We start from the raw sequence: 19,344 nt of genomic DNA, 5'->3' as shown, positions 1-19,344 counted from the left end.
GCCCCGAGACAAAACGAGGGCAGCGTAGCGGGACTGGCTTGAGAAATAAGGACATTATCGAGGGGGCTGCAACAACAGCTCAAAGCGCATTTTGTTCTACTTTAGACCGCAGCCGTTTTAGCGTCGACTCCATCGTCTCCACTAGATCATGCAGTTTCGGTAGATCAGCCTCTACCTGAGCCACCGGGACTGCACCATTGGCGATCGCAGCGTGATTGGAATTCCCCCCGTAGTAGAGTTTAGTGTGGGACTCTACTTGTCCGGCTAACTCAGGAACCCGCAGAATCGCAGCACTACTACTGGCTCCTTTGAGTTTGTGGGCCAGGCGATAGAGCTTATCCCAATCCTGACTGTCTAGGGCCCGTTTCATGGCTTCGATAGATGCGATGGCATCTTCAGAAAAGGTTTCGAGGAGTTCCTGCTGAAACTCGAGATCTCCTCCAGTAATCATCGCCAATTGTCCCAGGTCAACCAGATCCAGCTCTGGTTCTGAAACGGGGACGGAGAGGTCTTCGGATGGGGAGACAGGAGTGGTCGAGGAGTCCTCGGGGGTGGCGGTGTCGGCTGGCAAGTCCGGGAGCCAACGTTCCAAGATTTGCGCGAGACATTCCCGGTTCACCGGCTTGGTGATGTAATCATCCATCCCGGCGGCGAGACATTTCTCCCGTTCCCCGTCTAAGGCATGGGCGGTCATGGCAATAATGGGGGGGCGATCGCCATACTGTTCGCGGATGCAACGGGTCGTGTCATAGCCATCGAGAACGGGCATCTGGCAGTCCATCAGGATCACATCAAACAACTCCTCAGTCAGGCGATCGAGAGCCATCTGGCCATGATCCACACACACTACATTTAGATAGCCAATCAGCTTGAGTTGATTACGAACGACTTTTTGATTGACGGGGGTATCTTCCACCACCAAAATTTTTACCGGGTGCGGGGAAGGCGGCACTTCGGCCAAGACCGGTCGGCTCTCCTGGACAGTCATCAAGGGACTCTTGATCTCGGTATCTGTTACCACTTCGACCTTGTTGGCGACCTCGTTGGCGACCTCGTCGGCGACCTCGTTGGTGACTTTGACGCGAGTGGTAAACCAGAACGTTGACCCTTGACCCCATTGACTCTCAACGCCAATCTCTCCCCCCATTAACTGGGTTAGCTGTTTACAGATGGCTAAGCCCAAACCTGTTCCTCCATATTGGCGGGTGGTGGAGGCATCCACCTGAGAAAAGGATTGAAACAGTTTATGTTGATGTTCTGGGGCAATACCAATGCCCGTATCTTGAACGGTAAAGCGTAGCCAAATGGTCTCTGAGGCTTTGTCTGGGACTTCTTCTGAGGGGAATGTTGGCGGCTGGGGACGATTGGCATAGCTGGCCCGCAGCGTCACGGAACCCTGGGCGGTGAATTTGATGGCATTCCCGGCTAAGTTGATAAAAATTTGTCGTAACCGGGTCGGATCTCCCTCAATATGGGCGGGAATTGCCTCATCCACCTCAACCCGCAGTTCTAAGCCCTTACTCTGGGCTTTGGCATAAAGTAAGCGGGTGACATCGGTCATACAGCTTTTGAGATGGAAGGGAATCGACTCGAGTTCCATCCGGCCGGCTTCAAGTTTGGAGAAATCGAGAATGTCATTGACAATCGCCAGGAGACTTTCGCCACTGCTACGGATGGTTTTTAGAAAATCCTCTTGTTCTGGGGTGAGTTGAGTGACCAGGAGTAAATCCGTCATGCCAATCACCCCATTCATGGGGGTGCGGATTTCATGGCTCATGTTGGCGAGAAATTCTCCTTTTGCCACCGTAGCGGCTTCGGCGGCGGCGAGGGCAGTTCTCAGTTCTGCGGTTCGTTCCTCAACGCGACGGGCTAGATGAACTGAGGAGCGTTTGAGTTTTTGGTTAGCCCGCCGCAGTTCCCGTAGGTTGTGACTATTGACGATGACAATGGATGTGGTGGACAGGGCTAGGCTGGGAAGCACTAGGGGGGAGAGCCAGCCCTGGAGAAAGCTGAGATAGGTGATGACACTAAGGCTCCCCACTCCGGCGGTGATGGTGATGGCTGAGGCCAACAGTCCCAGGTTATGGCCCCGCGATCGCGCCCAAAACAGAAGTTTACCGGTACTCAAGGCCCCCAACCCTGACCAGAGAAAAATCCAGCCGAAAATGGCGTGACGATGCCACAGACGCAACAGGGGACGACCGTCGAGAGCTGCCGAGAGAATTTGACTGACAATGTTGGCGTGAACCTCTACCCCAGACATTTGTGGGGGGTCTTGGGTGAGGTTACTGCTATAGGGAGTATAGAAAAAGTCGTTGAGGCTTGGGGCGAGGGGGCCAATCAGGACGATGCGATCGCGGAATTGTTCGGGAGGAACGGTGCCTCTGAGGACATCCTGGAGTCTGACGGTTTTAAAAGTCTGACTGTAATAATTCAGAGGAATTTGGTAGCCACCAATCTCATCCTCAAAATAATCCCCAACCTCTAGGGTAATGGGGACAAAGCGAGCCTGACCGAGTTGTAGATGCATTCGTTGCTCATCTACCATGTCCAGGTCAATGTCCTGTTGTCCGAGGTAATGCAACGCCAAGACCACTCCCAAGCCCAAACGAGAGTTCCCCTCCTCATCCTCCGCCGAAAGGATAGCGCGACGAATCTTCCCATCGGCATCAGGCAGAACATCGGAAATCCCCACCCGTCCTACTGCTTTTAACGCGGGAGGTGGGGCCACGGGGTTACCAATTAACTTTTCCACTCCAAACAGATTGGGCGTGGTTTCAAAGATCTCAACGAGTTCCTCATGGCCCGGTTCAACGGGTAAATCTCGATATAAATCTAAACCAATGGCCGCTGGGTCAGCCTCATCAATCCGCCGCAACACCTCACCCAATACCGTATCGGGCATGGGCCATTGTCCGATTTCTACAATATCGGCCTCGTCAATGGCAACAATGACTAATCGAGAATCCAGGGGTTCCTGGGGACGCAAACGAAACAGTTGATCCCGAGCTGTCCATTCCCAAGGGCGAAACAGACCCCAGATCTGCCCTAAAACAAACAGGGCACCAACCAGAGCAGGGGTCATCAGGATAAATCGCCACCGCCACAGCTTAACCCGAAGTCGCCGTCGCTTCAGTTTGGCGTATCGAGATCCCATAGATGATTTCAGATAAGCGTTTTGTTTACTGTGCCATCCTCCTGATGCCTATGGTAACAGTTGAGAACACAGGGGTTCCTGACGGAAATTAGGACTCCCTGTGTTCCTAGATTCGTTGTTTTCAATCCCTGACGAATCAAGCTGACTGGCGAGCTAGTCAACGTTTAATGACTGTTGGGTTAACTCCTCCAAACCCACAGAGGTTAAAAGTTGATTCCAGTTTTCGGTGATGATGTGATTCTCCGGTTCTCCCTGATACGCCGTGGCTAGGGTTCCGAGAGCGTCATACCAAATGCCAAATTCTCCATACACCTGAGCGATGTCTAAGGCCGTGTCAGCGTTAGCCAGGGCTTCGGCCAGGGACTCTTCAAGGGGTAAACGGTAGACAGTTCCCTCGATGGTGGGATTGTTCGGATCGAATTCCGAGACACAATGCACTTCAAAGTACCAAGAATAATCCTCCCCTAGGGCAATTTCAGGATAATCCGCTGGCAGCGTAATCTGGACGATTCCACCCTGTTCAGGTAAGTCTACATGGGTTCGGTAATGTAGATCACCGGAACTATCCTGGAGACTAAAGGAGCCGGTTTCAACGGTGGTTTCGGGAACGTAAACAAAGAACGAGGGATGTTCGGATACGGTTAAGACTCGCTCAAAGTTGGGCAGAATTGGACGCACGGCGGCTACGTCTTCCTGACCCACTAAACATTGACCGTTCGTACGGCTTGCCCCACCGCTGGTGCGAGTGCGAGGGGTTCCGGCGACTCCCTCAGGGGTACTGAAGCTCACCCCTAACACTGAAGGCGCAGCAACACCGAAGACCGTTGTTAGGGATAGGGTGGCCAGCAGATAACGGGATAACTGTGAAATAGACTTCATAAATTGGGCCTCGGGATTGAATCAAGGTTGTTGTCGGTACACTTCCTCACTAACATATTAACCGAGGGATTTGGCAAACTTGCGGCTAACGTGTGAAGGCTTCTTAAAGATGCGATGAAATTTGCTAAACTTGAGCAAGAATTTCCTTATAACCAATTGCCCACCAAGATAAAAGGGGCCCAAAAGAAAGGACGTTGATACTCAGATTGGTTCAATAAGAACAACTGGGCTTGTTGTAAGGCTTTGGCTTTGCTCATTCCCGGCTGGGCCAGTTGCTGGTAGAACTCCGCCATGAGGTCGGCGGTGGCCTCGTCGCGGACGGCCCAGAGGGTGGCGATGGTGGAGCGGGCCCCACTACGGACGGCGAGGCCGGCTAGGCCTAAGAGGGCGCGGTCATCGCCCATGGCGGTTTGACAGGCGCTCAAGACCAGGAGTTCTAAGGCCCCGAAGCGCTGTTCGTCCCGACGCTGTAGGAGTTGTCCTAATTCGTTGACATTGAGCTGGCCATCCCAGGTGAGAATAAAGGTATCTTCAGCGTTGGAACTAAATTGACCATGGGTGGCAAGGTGGAGAACAGGACTATCGGCACGACGTAGGGCATTACGAGTGGCTTCTACGGTGAAGGATTCATTAAGGCGCACATCGGCGTTAATGGTGCCGCGAATCCGGCTGAGTTCTGTTTCGACCCCAGGTAACGCCGTGAAGCCGCCACGAGCCTCACTCAACCCTGCGATCACCGCTTGCAGGCGGCTATTGTCTAAGGGTTGGGGTTCCAGGAGTTGCAGGCCCGGGGCGATCGCCAAGCTATAGTCTTCGATGAGATAATGCTCGCCGTCATGTAACACGGCCATAGGCAGGCTGCGTAATTGCCCATCGAGAACAAAGACTAAGGTTTCGGTTTGGGCCCGTCGCAAGTCGGCGGCGGCGGGGCGAATTAACCAGTCATAGAGTTGTTGATACAGTTGCAGTTGTTCGCTGCGGGAAAAGGACAAACTCAAGGATTGACGAAAACGGTTGAGGGTTTGGCGTAACTCGCCCTCCCCGAGAGGGGTGCTGTAATGGCGTAGGGGTTCCCCGGGTAAGCTGAAAATCACCTCTAGGCGATCGCTCAAGATAATCGGATAGAGGGCCGCTGCTTTGGCGTCGATGGCTTCGAGTTGCATTGGACGAGCCTCTAAACAGGCTTCGCGGAAAAAGTTTTCTAGTTCCGCCACTTGCAGGGCCTCAATGGTTTCGCTGGCTTGCCTCAATTGGGCTTGAGTGGGATCGCCCTGCAACAATAAACTGACAAGAGCGCGATAGATGGGTTCGACGGTTTCTTGAAAGGACAAACGAACTTCTGGGTTAATGGCCACTAAGTCTTGCCCGAGTTCATCGAGGGCGGCCACGGCATTGCTATAGGCAAGGATGGCTAACTCTCGTTGCCCCTGTTGGTCATATAACGCGCCGAGTTGTCCTTGCCAACGGGCGATGATATCGGTGCTGTTCCCCAAGGGCCGGGCAATTTCAAGGGCTTGTTGGGTTAGGGCGATCGCCTCACGGGATTGTCCTTGCTGCTGGTACAACCGCGCCAATTGTCCTATGGCCAAGGCTTCGGCTCGCTGATCGTCTAAGTCTCGGGCTTGATTAATGGCGGTGGCCAAGATATCCGCTAAGGAACGACGTTCAGCGGCGGACAACAGGTAGGACGCGGTTTCGGCGAAGTTGACCCGGGCATAAACTCCCGGACGACTGGCGGGGAGGGCGTTCAGTTGGCTCTGGATACTCTCTAGGCGATCGCGGGCGGCGTCCGGGGAACCCGCCTGGCGTTGCAAACTGGCCTGTTCTAAGCTGGCGGTAATCTGTTCTAGGGGGGTGGTGGCTCGGGTGATGGCTTGCTCATAAGCGTCAAGGGCCTCGTCAATCTCCCCCAGGGCGCGATGACTATTGGCCAAGGCCCGAAACATTAAACTTTGTTGAGGGTATCCCTCCTGTTGGGCGAGATCGATGGCTCGGTGTAACACCTGTTGGGAGTCCCGTAGATTCCCCACCACCTGCTGGGCAACGGCTAAGTCAGTCAGGGCGGACACTTGTAAGGAGGGATGATGTAGGTCATCGAGTTGGCGGGTGACCCGTTCGAGTTGCTGCTGTGAGCGTCGGTAGAGGCCTAAACTTTGCAGGGCGATCGCCTCATTGTTGAGAGCGCCGAGTTCCCCCAGGCGATCGCCCAGATGGCGATAGAGTTCGGCGGCCCGTTCCCAGGTTTCTAGGGCCCCCTGAGCATCGCCTCGGGCTAGTTGAATCCGCCCCTGAGCGATGCGAGCTTGGGCCTCAACAGCCCCTCCGTTCGCGCTCCCAACGGGGAGACGCTCTAAGGCTTGGTCGATGAGGGTTTGTGCGGGTAACACCTGTCCCAGTTCATAGAGGGCCAGGGCTTGATAGGTGAGGCTTCCAGCTTCTGAGAGGCGATCGCCCTGACGGGCAAAGCCAGCGGCCGCCGTGGCGAACTGCTCCACCGCTGCCTGAAATTGGCCGCCATTGAGGAGCGATCGCCCTTGCTCTTCCTGGGCCTGAGGGGACAGTTGGGCGATCGCCATTGGGGGAGTGGCACTGGCCTGGACTCTTCCCTGAGACAGGCCCAGAGCCAAGGTAAAGCCCAGCAGGAGGTAAAGACTCAGAACCCAACCCACCCAGGGACGGGGAAACCTAAAACGGATCATGATGAGTTTAAGGCGATAGTTGAGAATAGGGAGGAGGAGAAACCGGGCTATTTAGAGACAGTCCTGATTCAGATTAACCGAGCGAGGGGCGATCAAGGCCACAGTTCCATCGAGGCGATACACCCAGGTTGTAGCTTCTGCTAAATTAGACCCCGATTCAGGCTGCTGCGTCACCTCTGATGGCGAGGTCGTCTGTAGCGATCGCCAATCGCGATGATCGCCCCAACTGCTATGGGTATCTCGCAAGCTCTCACTAGGCTGCTCGGGGAGTCCTCCTCGACCGGTGACCAGAAAACTATTATCATCACTGGCCGCACAACCCGAGGCAATTTGACTGGCGGGGTCGATAGGACGCTCGGTTAACTCCACTAACCCTGCCCCCGCTTCGGTGTCGGGGGTTTGGATGCTGACGGTTCCATCGATCCCAAACTCGGAGCTGGCGGTAATTTGGCTGTTGCCCCCCAAGAAGAGTCCCTGGGTAGCGATTTGGATATTCCCGCCAGCCCCCTGAAAGGCATTAGCATCAATACTACTACCATCGAGGAGGGCGATCGCCCCGAGTTGCAGACTCATATTGCCCCCATCGCCGCCAGCGGTGGCTGCTGTCCCGGCCCGAGTCGACAGGGTACTCCCTCCCTGTAAAATCGCCACATTCTCCAGATTCAGATTGAGGTTGCCCCCCTGCCCTAAGATACTCGTGGCCGCAATTTGCCCCCCCGTCAAGGTTAACTGTTGTCCTTGCAGTTCCATATCGCCGGCATTTCCCAGGCCCTGAGAACTCACCGAGAGTTGAGCTTGATTTCCCAACTGCAAGTCCCGGAAGTCCAGGCGCAGATTTCCCCCCGCTCCATCCACCGTTGACGCGCCAATTTCAGCGTTATTGAAAATCTCAATGCGATCGGCCCGGATCTCTAAGTTCCCGGCGGCTCCCGTTCCCAGGCCTCGTACGGCAATTTCTCCCCCATTTACAACTCGCAACAGGGGGGTGATGATACGAAGATTTCCCGCTTCCCCCGCTCCCCGTGATTCCGCAAAGAGGGCGCTGGGTTCCCGTCGGCCCAACGCCGAGACAATCTCGCCCGAAACTTCGACGGACTCACTGGCTTGAATGGTTAAACTACCAGCGGCTCCTTCCCCTGCGGTGGCAGCCGAGACCCGCGAACCGTCGCTGAGGCTTAACCGTTGGGTTTCAATCTCTAGGGAGCCAGCCCCGGCGGTTCCCCGTTGTCCGGCGAATTCGAGTAAGGAAGAGGTGGTAAAAATACCGCTGAGCCAAACTCGATCATCACTGGTTTGGCTCAAGTTAATGGAGTCGGTGGCACGAATCCGCAGGTTTCCCCCCTCTCCGGCACTACTGGAGGCGGCTGAAATTTGCATTCCGCCTCGGGCCTCCAACACTCGGGTTTCAATCGAGATATTACCGGCGTTGCCTCGTCCTAGGGTGGAGGTAAACAGTCCCCCTGGGAGAATGGCTCCTGCTGGGGTTCTCTCCATGGTGATGCGATCGGCGATGACTTCAAGATTCCCGCTATCGGCGGTTCCGGTGGCACTGGAGGCGGTGCTAACAATGCCGCCATTCTCAATCCGGAGCTGGTCAAGAGTCAGGCGAATATCCCCGGCTCGGCCGGCGGCTGTGGTTCCACTCAGGAGAAGGGAGCTATCGGCTAGACGAAACTCCGACCCGTTGACTTGGATATTGCCCCCTGACCCCTGATTGAGAGTGGTGGTTAGAACGACTGCACCCTGGCTCATGTCAATCTGTCCACCGCTGAGGCTGACAGAGCCGCCGGGACCGGTTCCGAAACTGAGGGCATAGATGCCATCTTGGAGTTGGCTGGGGTTGAAGGTTTCGTTGAGGAGTTGGGCGAGAATTAGCCCCGGTTCTGTGCCTCGGATCTCGATGCGATCGCCGCTGAGGGTAATATCACCACCGGCCCCGGAACCAAAACTGGAACTGGAGATGAAGGCGCGATCGCTCATCTGGATATCTTGGCCACGAATGGTAATGCCTTGGCCATCGATGGGGCCAAGGGTATCGGCCCGCAAACTAGCGCCTTCTTCAAGTTGGATGCGATCGCCATAGAGGTCAATGGCCCCGCCCCCTAAGCCACTGCTGCTGACGGTGGCACCCTGGGACAGATGCAGCGGTCCCCCGGCTGTGGCTTGGTCGTAGTTGAGCCGTGTACCCACGGGGTTGCCCTGGCTGGAGGGAGTCCAGGTGAGGGTACTTTGGTTGCCAAACGTCCCCAGGAGGATTTGACCGCCAAAGCTACTAAGATTCCCCCCAGAAAGTTGTAACTCCCCGGCAAACAAGCCGAGGGTTTCGCCTGGAGCCACGGTGAGTCCGGGACGATCGGGTAGGGGCAGAGGGCCATCGAGGTTGGGAATCAGACCACTGGCGGCTCGGGATTGATTAGCGATGGGGGCGGGATTGTTGCCAAATTGCAGGCCAATGGGGACGCTGACGGTTAACAGAGGGTCGGCGCCTTGGGGAGCGCGGGCGTGATAGTGGCTGCCATCGGCAAAGATGAGATGGTCGGCGGTGCTGGCAATAAAGGAGCCACCGAGTTGCAGTTGGGCGGTTTCGCCGAACCTGATGCCATTGGGATTGAGGAAAATTAGACTGGCTTGATGGTTGGCGGAGAGCAGGCCGTCAATTTGGGAGAGGTTCTCACCGGTGACGCGGGTGATAATCCGTTCGACGACAGCGGGATTGTTAAAGTGGGCTTGCCAACCTGCGGGTAGGCTAAAGCTTTCAAAGCTATGAAAGAGGTTCTCGCCAGCGAGGGTTCCCCCTTCAAGGGTGAATCGGCTCTCGTCCTGGAGGACGCGGGAGTTTTCCGGGAGGCTGCTGTCAGGGATGACTTGTCCCTGGGTTGTGTTGGTCCCCAGGGTGAGGAGCCAGACAGCGAGGAGGGGGATGGCCAGCTTCTGGGGACAATGGCAATGTGGGTTCCCAGGGGAGGGGTCTCTCATTTAACCTCTGTGGGTAATCTGTTAGGGACGATTTAACCAAATTCCCCGCAACCCGGCGGCGATCGCTCCTTCTACGTCTTCTCGGTAACTGTCACCAATATGCCAGGCGGCTTCTGGGGAACAGTCATGAGCGGCTAAGGCACAGTGCCAGACCTGGGGGTTGGGTTTGGCAGCTCCAACTCGGGTGGAGACCGTCACGGAGGTAAAGAATCGCGCTAGGTCGAGGGAGTCGAGAACGGTGTAGAGTCGTGAGTCAAAGTTGGAGACGATGCCCAGTTCCACTCCCTGTTGTTGCCAATAGGTTAGGGCGGGCCGGACATCAGGATAGAGGGTCCAAGGTTCGGCGGTGGCGAAGTGGGCGAACAGATGGCCGAAGAAGTTTTGGAAATCGGGGAATTGGTCTAGGACTCCGAGACGGCCAAAGGTGTCCTCGGCGATGGCTAACCACCAGTCAAATTCCTGTTGGAACAGGTGTTGGGGGGCAATGTCAGAAAATTCCGCTGGGGGTGCGGCGTTGAAGGCCTCGTAAAAGGCATCGTTGGTGGCTTCAGCATCGAGTTCAATGCCGGCCTGTTGTCGGGTAAAGTCGCGATAGACTTCGCCGACACTGCCACGAACGCCAAAGATTGTGCCAACGGCATCGAGAAAAATGACTCGGGGTTTGTCATGTTCCTGCGGGGATAGGGCCAGGGGCAGTTGCCGGGTCTCATGGGGTTTTCCCAATTGTAACCTCCCAATATCACGTCAGTACAGCCTTTAGACTTTACTGCGGAGTGAGGAAGGCCCGCAAGGGTTCTATCATCCAGTTGAAGACCACTTTAACTTGGTGGTCTAGGGTGGGTAGGTGGTAGAGGTCAATCCGATTGGGCGATCGAGAGGATAGGGGCGAGGGGAAACTGGGTCATCTAGGGACAGCCTTGGCCCAACTCTATCGCGCGAGGGGCGACCAAGGCCATGGTTCCATCAAGGTGATAGACCCAGGTTGTGGCTTCTACTAGATTAGACCCCGATTCGGGCTGCTGCGTCACCTCTGATGGCGAGGTCGTCTGTCGCGATCGCCAATCGCGATGATCGCCCCAACTGCTATGGGTATCTCGCAAGCTCTCACTAGGCTGCTCGGGGAGTCCTCCTCGACCGGTGACCAGAAAACTATTATCATCACTGGCCGCACAACCCGAGGCAATTTGACTGGCGGGGTCGATAGGACGCTCGGTTAACTCCACTAACCCTGCCCCCGCTTCGGTGTCGGGGGTTTGGATGCTGACGGTTCCATCGACGCCAAACTCGGAGCTGGCGGTAATTTGGCTGTTGCCCCCCAAGAAGAGTCCCTGGGTAGCGATTTGGATATTCCCTCCAGCCCCCTGAAAGGCATTGGCATCGATACTACTACCATCGAGGAGGGCGATCGCCCCAAGTTGCAGGTTTATATTCCCCCCATCGCCGCCAGCGGTGGCGGCCGTTCCGGCCCGGGTTGAGAGGCTACTCCCCCCCCGTAAAATGGCCGCATTCTCTAAATTCAGGTTGAGGTTGCCCCCCTGTCCTAAGATACTGGTGGCTGCAATCCGTCCCCCATTCAGGTTAACGTACTGCCCTTGCAGTTCCACGTCTCCGGCATTCCCTTGACCCTGGGAACTCACCGACAGCAATCCTCCGTCCCTCAGATGTAACTCCCGGAAGTTCAGATGCAAATTTCCTCCCGCGCCGTCCACCGTTGACGCGCCAATCTCTGATTGGTTGAAGACCTCAATGCGATCGGCCGTGACTTCTAAATTGCCAGCCGCCCCAGTTCCTCGACCACGCACTGCAATCTCTGCCCTATCCCGCACTTGCAGCAAGGGGGTAATGACTTCGAGACTGCCCGCCTCTCCAGATCCTAGAGACTCAGCAAATAGGGCGCTGGGTCTGCGAAAGCCAAGAGCTGACGGGATATCTCCGGTTAACTCAATAGACTCACTGGCGCGAATGGTTAAACGTCCGGCGGCCCCTTCCCCTCCTGTCGCCGCAGAAATCCGGGCACCATTATTGAGAATGAGGCGTTGGGTGTTAATTTCTAGAGTGCCCGCACCAGCGGTTCCTTGTTGTCCGGACGGTCGGACTAAGGAGGAGGTTGTAAAAATGCCGCTGAGCCAAACATTATCGTCACTGCTATCGGCTAAAACGATGGATTCGTTGGCATCAATCCGTAGATTCCCCCCTTTTCCGGCACTGCTGGAGGAAGCCGAGATCTGCATTCCCTGACGGACTTCTAACTGTCGAGTTTGGATGGAGAGATCTCCGGCATTCCCTTGACCTAGGGTGGTAGTAAAGAGTCCTCCAGGGACAATTAGCCCAGCCGGAGTCCTCTCTAGGATGATGCGATCAGCGGTAATGTCAAGATCACCACTGTCAGCCGTTCCGCTGGCGTTGGAGGCAGTGCCAATGAAACCGCCGTTGTTAACTTGTAACTGGTCGAGATTGAGGCGAATATCTCCAGCTCGACCGGCTCGGGCGGTTCCGGTCAATAGAATCGCACCATCGTTCAGACGCAAATGCTGGCCGTCAACCTGGATATTGCCCCCAGCGCCCTGGTTTAGGGTACTGGTCACGATGACAGCACCTTGAGTCAGTGCAATCTCTCTACTGTTAAGGCGAATCGTCCCTCCCCGCCCAGTTCCTAGACTCAGTGCATAGAGTCCATCTTGGAGTTGGGTGGGGTTAAAGGTTTCGTTGATCAGTTGTGCCAACACCATACCGGGTTGGGTTCCTTGGATCTCGATGCGATCGCTCCTAATGTCGATATCACCACCGGCCCCGGAACCAAAACTGGAACTGGAGATAAAGGCGCGATCTCTCATCTGAACATCTTGGGCGGTGATGGTCATGCCTTGGCCGTTGATGGGGCCAAAGGTATCGGCCCGCAGACTGGCGCCTTCTTCAAGTTGGATGCGATCGCCATAGAGGTCAATGGCGCCGCCGCCTAGGCCACTACTGCTAATGGTTGCACCTTGGGAGAGTGCCAGAGTTCCCCCTGCAACGGCTGAATCACGGTTGAGGGCTAAAGTATCGGGTTGCAGTTGCCAGGTAATCTGACTATTCTCGCCAAAACTGCCGAGGATAATTTGTCCGCCAAAGCTACTGAGGTTGCCTCCCTCTAGGTGAATGTCTCCGCCAAACAGGCCCAAGACTTGGCCGGGGGCAACGGTTAGGCCAGGAGCGTTGGGAAGCGTTAGGGTGACATCGAGGCTGGAGATCAGGGAACTGGCGGCGAGGGATTGATTCCGAATGGGGGCGGGATTGTTGCCAAATTGCAGGCCAACCGGGACACTCACGGTCAATAGGGGAGCATCGAGGGAAGGGGAGACGGCGTTGTATTGACTGCCATCGTCAAAGAGGAGACCCTCAGCAGTGCTGGCGATGAAGGAACCGCCGAGTTGCAGTTGAGCGGTTTCGCCAAACTCGATGCCATTGGGATTGAGGAAAATGAGACTGGCCTGATGGTTGGCCCGGAGTAGACCATCAATCTGTGAGGGTTGGTTGCCGGTGATGCGGGTGATGATGCGCTCAACGGCGGCGGGGTTATTGAATTGGGCTTCCCAATTGGCGGGAAGGTCAAAATGATCAAAGCTATGGAAGAGGTTGGTTCCGGCACGGGTCCCCCCCTCAATGGTCAGTTGGCTGCCTTCGCTGGTGACACGGGAGTTCTCGGGTAATGTCGTATCTGGGATGATTTGGGCCAGACCGGGGGCGTCGGCTGTGGCCAGGATAAGAGTTAGCAGAACCGCTGAGGACGTGAGGTTTAGGGTGGAGGGAATAGTCCAACCAACGAGCTGCTTCATGATGTTTGACCTGCTCTTGAGTGAATGATGGCTCCGGAACTCTGAGACGGCCAAAACGATGACTCGGGATCTGTGGGATTCCTCACTAGGAAGTGGCCAGGGGAAGTGGCCGGGTTTCATGGGGCTGTCCCAACGTCTTGCCCCCCAATATCATGTCAGCACGTCCTTTAAGACTCTACTGCGGAGTTAGGAAGGCCCGCAAGGGTTCTATCATCCAGTTGAAGCCCACTTTAACTTGGTGGTCTAGGGTGGGTAGGCGGTAGAGGTAAATGAGGCGGCGGGCAATATGGGCCAGGGGACCGTCTAAACTGAGTCCTAGGCCCGAAAGGGTGGCGTTGTCGATGCCCAGGGTCATCATTTCGCCCAGGTCTTGATAGCGGAAGGGCAGCAGGGGACGGTGGCTGAGGGAGGCCCAGATGTTCCAGGCGGTGTAGTCGGCTTGTTGGAAGGCGGCTTGGGCGGTGGCGGGAATACTTTGTCCGTCGGCATCATGAACGTCGGCGAGGTCACCCAGGGCGAAGATGTTGGGGCGATCGATGACTTGCAGGTGGGCGTTGACCTGGATTTTGCCGCGATCGCCCCGGGGAACGGGCAGCCGCTCAACGACGGGGGCGACTTGGGTCCCCACGGTCCAGAGGACGATGTCAACGGGAATTTCGTCGATTTGCCCTCGGTAGCGTAGGGAAATACTGTCCTCGCCGACGGAGACAACATCAGTTTCTAGGTCTGTCCAGACGCCGCGATCGCTCAGGGCCCGTTTGCCGGCATTGCGATTAAATTCGGGGGAATGGCGCAGGATGGTGTCGTTACGTTCGATGATGCGGATGCGACCTCGATTGCCCAGGCGATCGGCCAGTTTACAGGCAATTTCTACGCCGCTATAGCCGCCGCCAACGATCGCCACCCGGATTTTGTCGGAATTGCTGGCTTCTAGGTTTTGCAGCCGTTGCCGGACGCGGTAGGCATCGCTAACGGTGCGAAAGGGGATAGCATGGTCAGCAACGCCGGGAACATCATGGAGGGGGGTTTCGCCGCCTAGGGCCAGGACGAGGCGATCGTAGTCGAGGCAGTCGCCGCCGACAAGGGACACCTGTTGGGAGTCTGGGTTAATGTCTTCGACGTCGGCTTGACGAAATTGAATCGGGGTATTGGCGAGGAGTTCAACGAAGGGAGGGGCGATTTCCCAGCTTTGTAGTTCGTCGGTGACCAGTTCGTAGAGAAGGGGGGCGAAGACAAAGCGATCGCTGCGATCAACGAGGGTAATCTCGGGTTGAGTGGAGCTTTCCCAGGGGAATTGAGCCAGTTTGAGGGCGGTGTAGAGTCCACCAAAGCCGCCGCCGAGAATACAAATGCGATTGGAACCGTCGGTCATGATTAGCTTGGATCTAGCGAGGGGGGGTCAGAACGTGATACCTTCCCTAATAGCTTAGCTAACTTCTCCCCATTTCTAGAATTGGCGGGGTCGCGGCTGTTCCTAATTGGTCTTCATGTGTTGAGGTAGCTGCCATGTCTCTCGTTCTGCGTACCCTCACGAATACGGTGTTTAAGCAGCGTCCGATCGAGTCTAAGGAGTTACCGGATCGCGAGAAGGTCTCGGTAAACCGCGATCGGGAGTTTTCCGTGGATACCTTCGCTCAGGAACGGAATCATCTGCGGGTGACGTTTAAGGATAATGCTTTGGCGGGCCTCGATACTTGGTACGCCTTCGGGGAGCATGTGGAGATTTTGGGCCAAGCCCCCGCAGAAGCCGGGATGTCTCGCCTCTATCCCAAGCCTCGCCCCCGCATCATTCAACTCGATTGTCCCTATCTATCTCAGTTGGACAACTTTGAGAATCCCACCGGCTCCTGTAATGTGACGGCGGTGGCCATGTGCTTGAAGTATTTTGGCATTCCCCAACGCACCAATGCCCGACAGTTCGAGGATGAACTCTACCGCTATGCCCTCAATAATAATTTAAGTCGTCATAGCCCCTATGATTTAGCTAAAATTGTTAGGGACTATGGCTGTCAGGATGAGTTCCGGACGAATGCTACCTTTGATGAGGTCAAGGATTGGCTGGCTAACTTGAAGCCGGTGATTGTCCATGGCTATTTCACCTCCTATGGTCATATTGTGGTGTTTGTGGGGTATGACGAGGAGCGAGAGCAGTTCTTTGTCCATGATCCCTACGGGGAATGGTTTTCAACCGGGTATCGCACAGACTTATCTGGAAAGTATCAACGCTATTCCTATCGTATGATTCGCGAGACTTGTAAGCCGGATGGAGATTTTTGGGTTCACTTTATCTCGAAGTAGCCATCTCGACGTTGCCCTGATTAGACGTTAGTTTAGGGGAGTGACGGTCTCGGGCTTGAGGCATCGGGTTTTGGCATCTGGGAACTCGGACATCTCATAGTGCTTAAAATAGTGCTTAAAACCCGTTTTTGAGGCGATCGCACTGTCATCGTACTGTTATCGCACTGTTCCAGTAGAGTCTATGTTTTCTCCCAATTCCAGTGATCCCGATAGCATTTTTGCTCAGCTTCCCCCCCAGGCCCGAGACTGGGCTGAACAACTCCATTGGAATGAACGCCGCTATGTTCTGTCCCTCTGTCATATCCTCTGTGCGGCACCGTCGGAGGTGCAGGCGGAGTTTCTCGATGAATATACGGCGGATGGGTTAGTCTCTCGACTGATTGAGGATCGCGATACTCGCCAAAAAGTTAAATACTATCTCGAACAATTCCATATTGACACGAATCTGAGTGAAAGTCTCTTGCGGGGCTATATTCGTCAGTTTTATATTCACTGTGCCCAAGACATGCAGCGTCAGCCAGAACAGTATTTAGAAGTAGCCGTTCGACTGATTGGGAGTTCTGAGGAAAGTAATAACGCGTTTAATTATACCTTGGGATTTGAGTTACTGAAAATGATGTTTACGATGAGTTGGATTCAGCAAGAACGACTCTATCGTCTGCAACGCAATCAAGATGAATTTCTCAATAAATATGTCAAACCCATTCGCTTTGCTCACCAAATCAATGGCATTGTGGTTCCTAAAGACAAGAAAAAGTTTTTTGCCAAACGAGATTACTATGTCCAGACCCCTCAAATCTCCCGTAAGAAGCTCACCGAGTTGGTGATGGTGACATTTCGGGCAGAAACGGTGACCGAGTTTGGGTTTTCTGTGATTCGTCATCCCAATTATCTGCAATTTAACTATGAGTATATTTACACCCCAGAGGCTGAAGATATTTTAGGGAATTAGAGTATCATCAAATTTTCGTTAGATAGTTGGGAGAGCGTCGGGTCAGTTTGCTGCGAGTCTGGCTTGATATCGTTTAGGGTTCAGGGTAGAATGGGGAGACTTAGGTCTCAGTTGTCCATCGCCATAGGTCACTAATTGTAACAATTAGACAAAAATCGTTAAATGTCTTTAAAAATTATTGAAAATTTCGACGGCAGCTTTCAACTACAACCCGAAGCACAACAAATTTTATTTGATTTGTTAACTAATGGTGCTTTCTTGGAGCAGGTTTGCCAACAGTTAAGCTGTTCAGGATTGGAGTTTACGGGTAAGCTGTTCCAGCCAGTTCCTTATAGTACTGCTACTCCGAAAGGAATGCCTAAAAACTTTGAGATCTATCATGAGTCGGAGGAATATTTTATTATTAACGTGCCTCCGAATTTTATGGCTCAAGCCAAGATTTTCAAACCCAGTCGTCTTTGTGCTATTTATCGCCGCAGCAAGACGGAGTAATGTTCAAGCTAAATATTCTAAGAACTTGGCTAGTATTTACTAAACACAAAAACATGTCAACCCCTTCTGAACTTCCAACCGAACTTCCAAGCCTGCAAGACCTTGAACGCCATCCCTATCTAACTCCTGATGGGTCAGTGGCTGATGAGTTTTTAGTGGGTAAAGTGGGAATTTATGCCATTTTTGATGAGCAGGAAACCCTCCAATTTGTCGGCTATTCTCGCAATGTGAGTGTGAGTTTACGTCAACATCTCATCCGCAAACCAGAGGACTGTTACAGTTTTAAGGTCGAAACGATTGCTCGTCCGAGTCGCCAGGTGCTAGAAGATATCCGCCAGCATTGGCTACAGGAAAATGGGATGGTTCCCCCTGGAAATGGTGAAGCTGAGGCGGAATGGACGCAACCGATTGATGTTAAACCCTTAATGACCGATGAGGAACGGAATGGGTTAGCAGAGGCGTTAGATGAGGGGAAAAAGACGAAATGTATTAAACAAGTGGCCCGTCGGATTCAGGGAAATCTATTAGAGCGGTTGGCGGCTCGGGGTGTGACGGAATCGTTCCGCTTTAATCCGAAGTTAAAGGAACAAGGTCTTTTGGAGTTGAAATAGGGCTAATTTTTGTTTGGCTTTAATTTAAATTAGACTTACGATTGAACCGATTTCGTGTCAAATCTGGGTCAAAAAACTACCCCTAGTATTACCTGAGGAAAGGAGGTTTTTCGGTGGATATGTCGTTAGAAGACCTATGGAATCAGGTTTTAGAACGGTTGCAAGGACAACTAAGCCAACCCACGTTTGAGACTTGGATTCAGACGGCACGAGTTGAGTCCTTACAGGGGGGGCGCTTACTCTTGCGGGCCCCGAATCCGTTTGCGTTGAATTGGCTGCAAAAGCATTATTTGACGACCATTACTGAGGTGGTGCGTGAGATTTTGGGAGATGAGGTGACGATTGAACTCTGTAGCGATCGCACCGGAGATGTGGAGGAACAGCAACTCAGTTGGTCACCTCAAGTGGCGCCCCCGGAACCAAAATCCCAGACGAAACCGCCAGAATTGAATCCTAAAAATGTCTTTTCTCGCTTTGTGGTGGGGTCAAATAATCGCATGGCCCATGCGGCGGCGTTAGCGGTGGCGGAATATCCGGGGCGAGAGTTTAATCCCTTATTTTTATGTGGGGGAGTGGGGTTAGGAAAAACCCATTTAATGCAGGCGATCGGTCATTATCGTTTGGAGATTGACCGACAATCTCGGGTGTTTTATGTGTCAACGGAGCGGTTTACCAATGATTTGATTAGCGCAATTCGTCAGGATCAGATGCAGGCGTTTCGGGGTCATTACCGAACGGCAGATGTGTTGCTGGTGGATGATATTCAGTTTATTGAGGGGAAAGAATACACTCAGGAGGAGTTTTTCTATACCTTTAATGCGTTGCATGAGGTAGGGAAACAAATTGTCATCGCCAGCGATCGCCCCCCGCACCAAATCCCGCAACTTCAGGAACGGCTTTGTTCTCGCTTTTCGATGGGTTTAATTGCCGATATTCAGCCCCCCGATTTAGAAACCCGCATGGCGATTTTACAGAAGAAAGCCGAATATGAGAATATGCGGCTTCCCCGAGAGGCGATCGAATATATTGCGTCTCGCTATACCTCTAATATCCGGGAATTGGAGGGAGCGTTAATTCGTGCGGTGGCCTATATTTCCATTTCGGGTTTACCGATGACCGTGAAAAATTTAGCGCCTGTCCTGAGTTCTCACACCGAGAAAGTCGAAGCCTCGCCACCGGTGGTGATGCGGGTTGTGGCGGAGGTGATGGGGATTTCGGTGGAAGATTTAAAAGGCCAATCGCGGCGGCGGGAGATTTCCCAAGCGCGTCAGGTGGCGATGTATTTAATGCGTCAACATACGGATTTGAGTTTACCGAAGATTGGCGAAATTTTTGGTGGGAAAGACCATACGACGGTGCTGTATAGTTGCGATAAAGTCGCCCAACGACGGGAAAACGACCCCCAGTTGGCACAATTGTTACTGCAACTGGGCGATCGCATTAATTTGGCGAGTCATTAAAGGGG

The 19,344-nt window shown here is 54.0% G+C and carries 12 protein-coding genes; 5 read left to right on the top strand and 7 right to left on the bottom strand.

Translation table 11 applies throughout. From position 1 onward, the window contains the following. Window positions 1–79: 79 nt before the first annotated feature. The 7 genes from L855_RS15290 to L855_RS15260 all read right to left on the bottom strand — a co-directional run bounded on the left by L855_RS15290 (window position 80) and on the right by L855_RS15260 (window position 14,898). A complete protein-coding gene (locus L855_RS15290; protein ID WP_159789438.1) occupies window positions 80–3,157 on the bottom strand; it encodes a CHASE2 domain-containing protein in 3,078 nt (1,025 codons plus the stop codon). A gap of 153 nt (window positions 3,158–3,310) precedes the next feature. Further along, on the bottom strand, window positions 3,311–4,036 hold the full coding sequence (locus L855_RS15285; protein ID WP_159789436.1) for a DUF928 domain-containing protein: 726 nt from the start codon (window positions 4,034–4,036) through the stop codon (window positions 3,311–3,313). A gap of 146 nt (window positions 4,037–4,182) precedes the next feature. After that, on the bottom strand, window positions 4,183–6,735 hold the full coding sequence (locus tag L855_RS15280; protein ID WP_159789434.1) for a CHAT domain-containing protein: 2,553 nt from the start codon (window positions 6,733–6,735) through the stop codon (window positions 4,183–4,185). A 51-nt stretch (window positions 6,736–6,786) separates the two neighbouring features. Next, entirely contained in the window at window positions 6,787–9,711 is a 2,925-nt protein-coding gene (locus L855_RS15275) for a beta strand repeat-containing protein (protein ID WP_159789432.1), read from the bottom strand. 21 nt (window positions 9,712–9,732) lie between these two features. Then, complete coding sequence (locus tag L855_RS15270) at window positions 9,733–10,434, bottom strand: HAD-IA family hydrolase (RefSeq protein ID WP_246198896.1); 702 nt, start codon at window positions 10,432–10,434, stop codon at window positions 9,733–9,735. 182 nt (window positions 10,435–10,616) lie between these two features. Then, window positions 10,617–13,526 (bottom strand): beta strand repeat-containing protein, encoded by a 2,910-nt coding sequence (locus tag L855_RS15265; protein WP_159789430.1) that lies wholly within the window; start codon window positions 13,524–13,526, stop codon window positions 10,617–10,619. A gap of 175 nt (window positions 13,527–13,701) precedes the next feature. Beyond that, window positions 13,702–14,898, bottom strand: coding sequence for an NAD(P)/FAD-dependent oxidoreductase (locus tag L855_RS15260; RefSeq protein WP_159789428.1), 1,197 nt, complete (start codon window positions 14,896–14,898; stop codon window positions 13,702–13,704). Window positions 14,899–15,032: 134 nt separating this feature from the next. On the opposite strand from L855_RS15260, the gene L855_RS15255 reads away from it, so the two are divergent. From L855_RS15255 to dnaA, 5 genes are all read left to right on the top strand, one after another. Next, window positions 15,033–15,824 (top strand): C39 family peptidase, encoded by a 792-nt coding sequence (locus L855_RS15255; protein ID WP_159789426.1) that lies wholly within the window; start codon window positions 15,033–15,035, stop codon window positions 15,822–15,824. 181 nt (window positions 15,825–16,005) lie between these two features. Continuing rightward, window positions 16,006–16,776: a cobyrinic acid a,c-diamide synthase gene (locus L855_RS15250; protein ID WP_159789424.1), complete on the top strand. Its 771-nt coding sequence runs from the start codon at window positions 16,006–16,008 to the stop codon at window positions 16,774–16,776. Window positions 16,777–16,938: 162 nt separating this feature from the next. Continuing rightward, on the top strand, window positions 16,939–17,268 hold the full coding sequence (locus L855_RS15245; RefSeq protein WP_159789422.1) for a hypothetical protein: 330 nt from the start codon (window positions 16,939–16,941) through the stop codon (window positions 17,266–17,268). A 53-nt stretch (window positions 17,269–17,321) separates the two neighbouring features. Then, entirely contained in the window at window positions 17,322–17,879 is a 558-nt protein-coding gene (locus L855_RS15240) for a GIY-YIG nuclease family protein (RefSeq protein WP_159789420.1), read from the top strand. Window positions 17,880–17,992: 113 nt separating this feature from the next. Continuing rightward, window positions 17,993–19,339 carry a chromosomal replication initiator protein DnaA gene (dnaA, locus tag L855_RS15235; protein ID WP_192925038.1) on the top strand — a complete coding sequence of 449 codons (1,347 nt, stop codon included), beginning with the start codon at window positions 17,993–17,995 and terminating at the stop codon, window positions 19,337–19,339. Window positions 19,340–19,344: the final 5 nt, after the last annotated feature.

It is taken from the genome of Sodalinema gerasimenkoae IPPAS B-353, from assembly GCF_009846485.1.
GTDB lineage: Bacteria > Cyanobacteriota > Cyanobacteriia > Cyanobacteriales > Geitlerinemataceae > Sodalinema > Sodalinema gerasimenkoae.
This window is presented reverse-complemented; position numbering and strand designations above follow the sequence as displayed.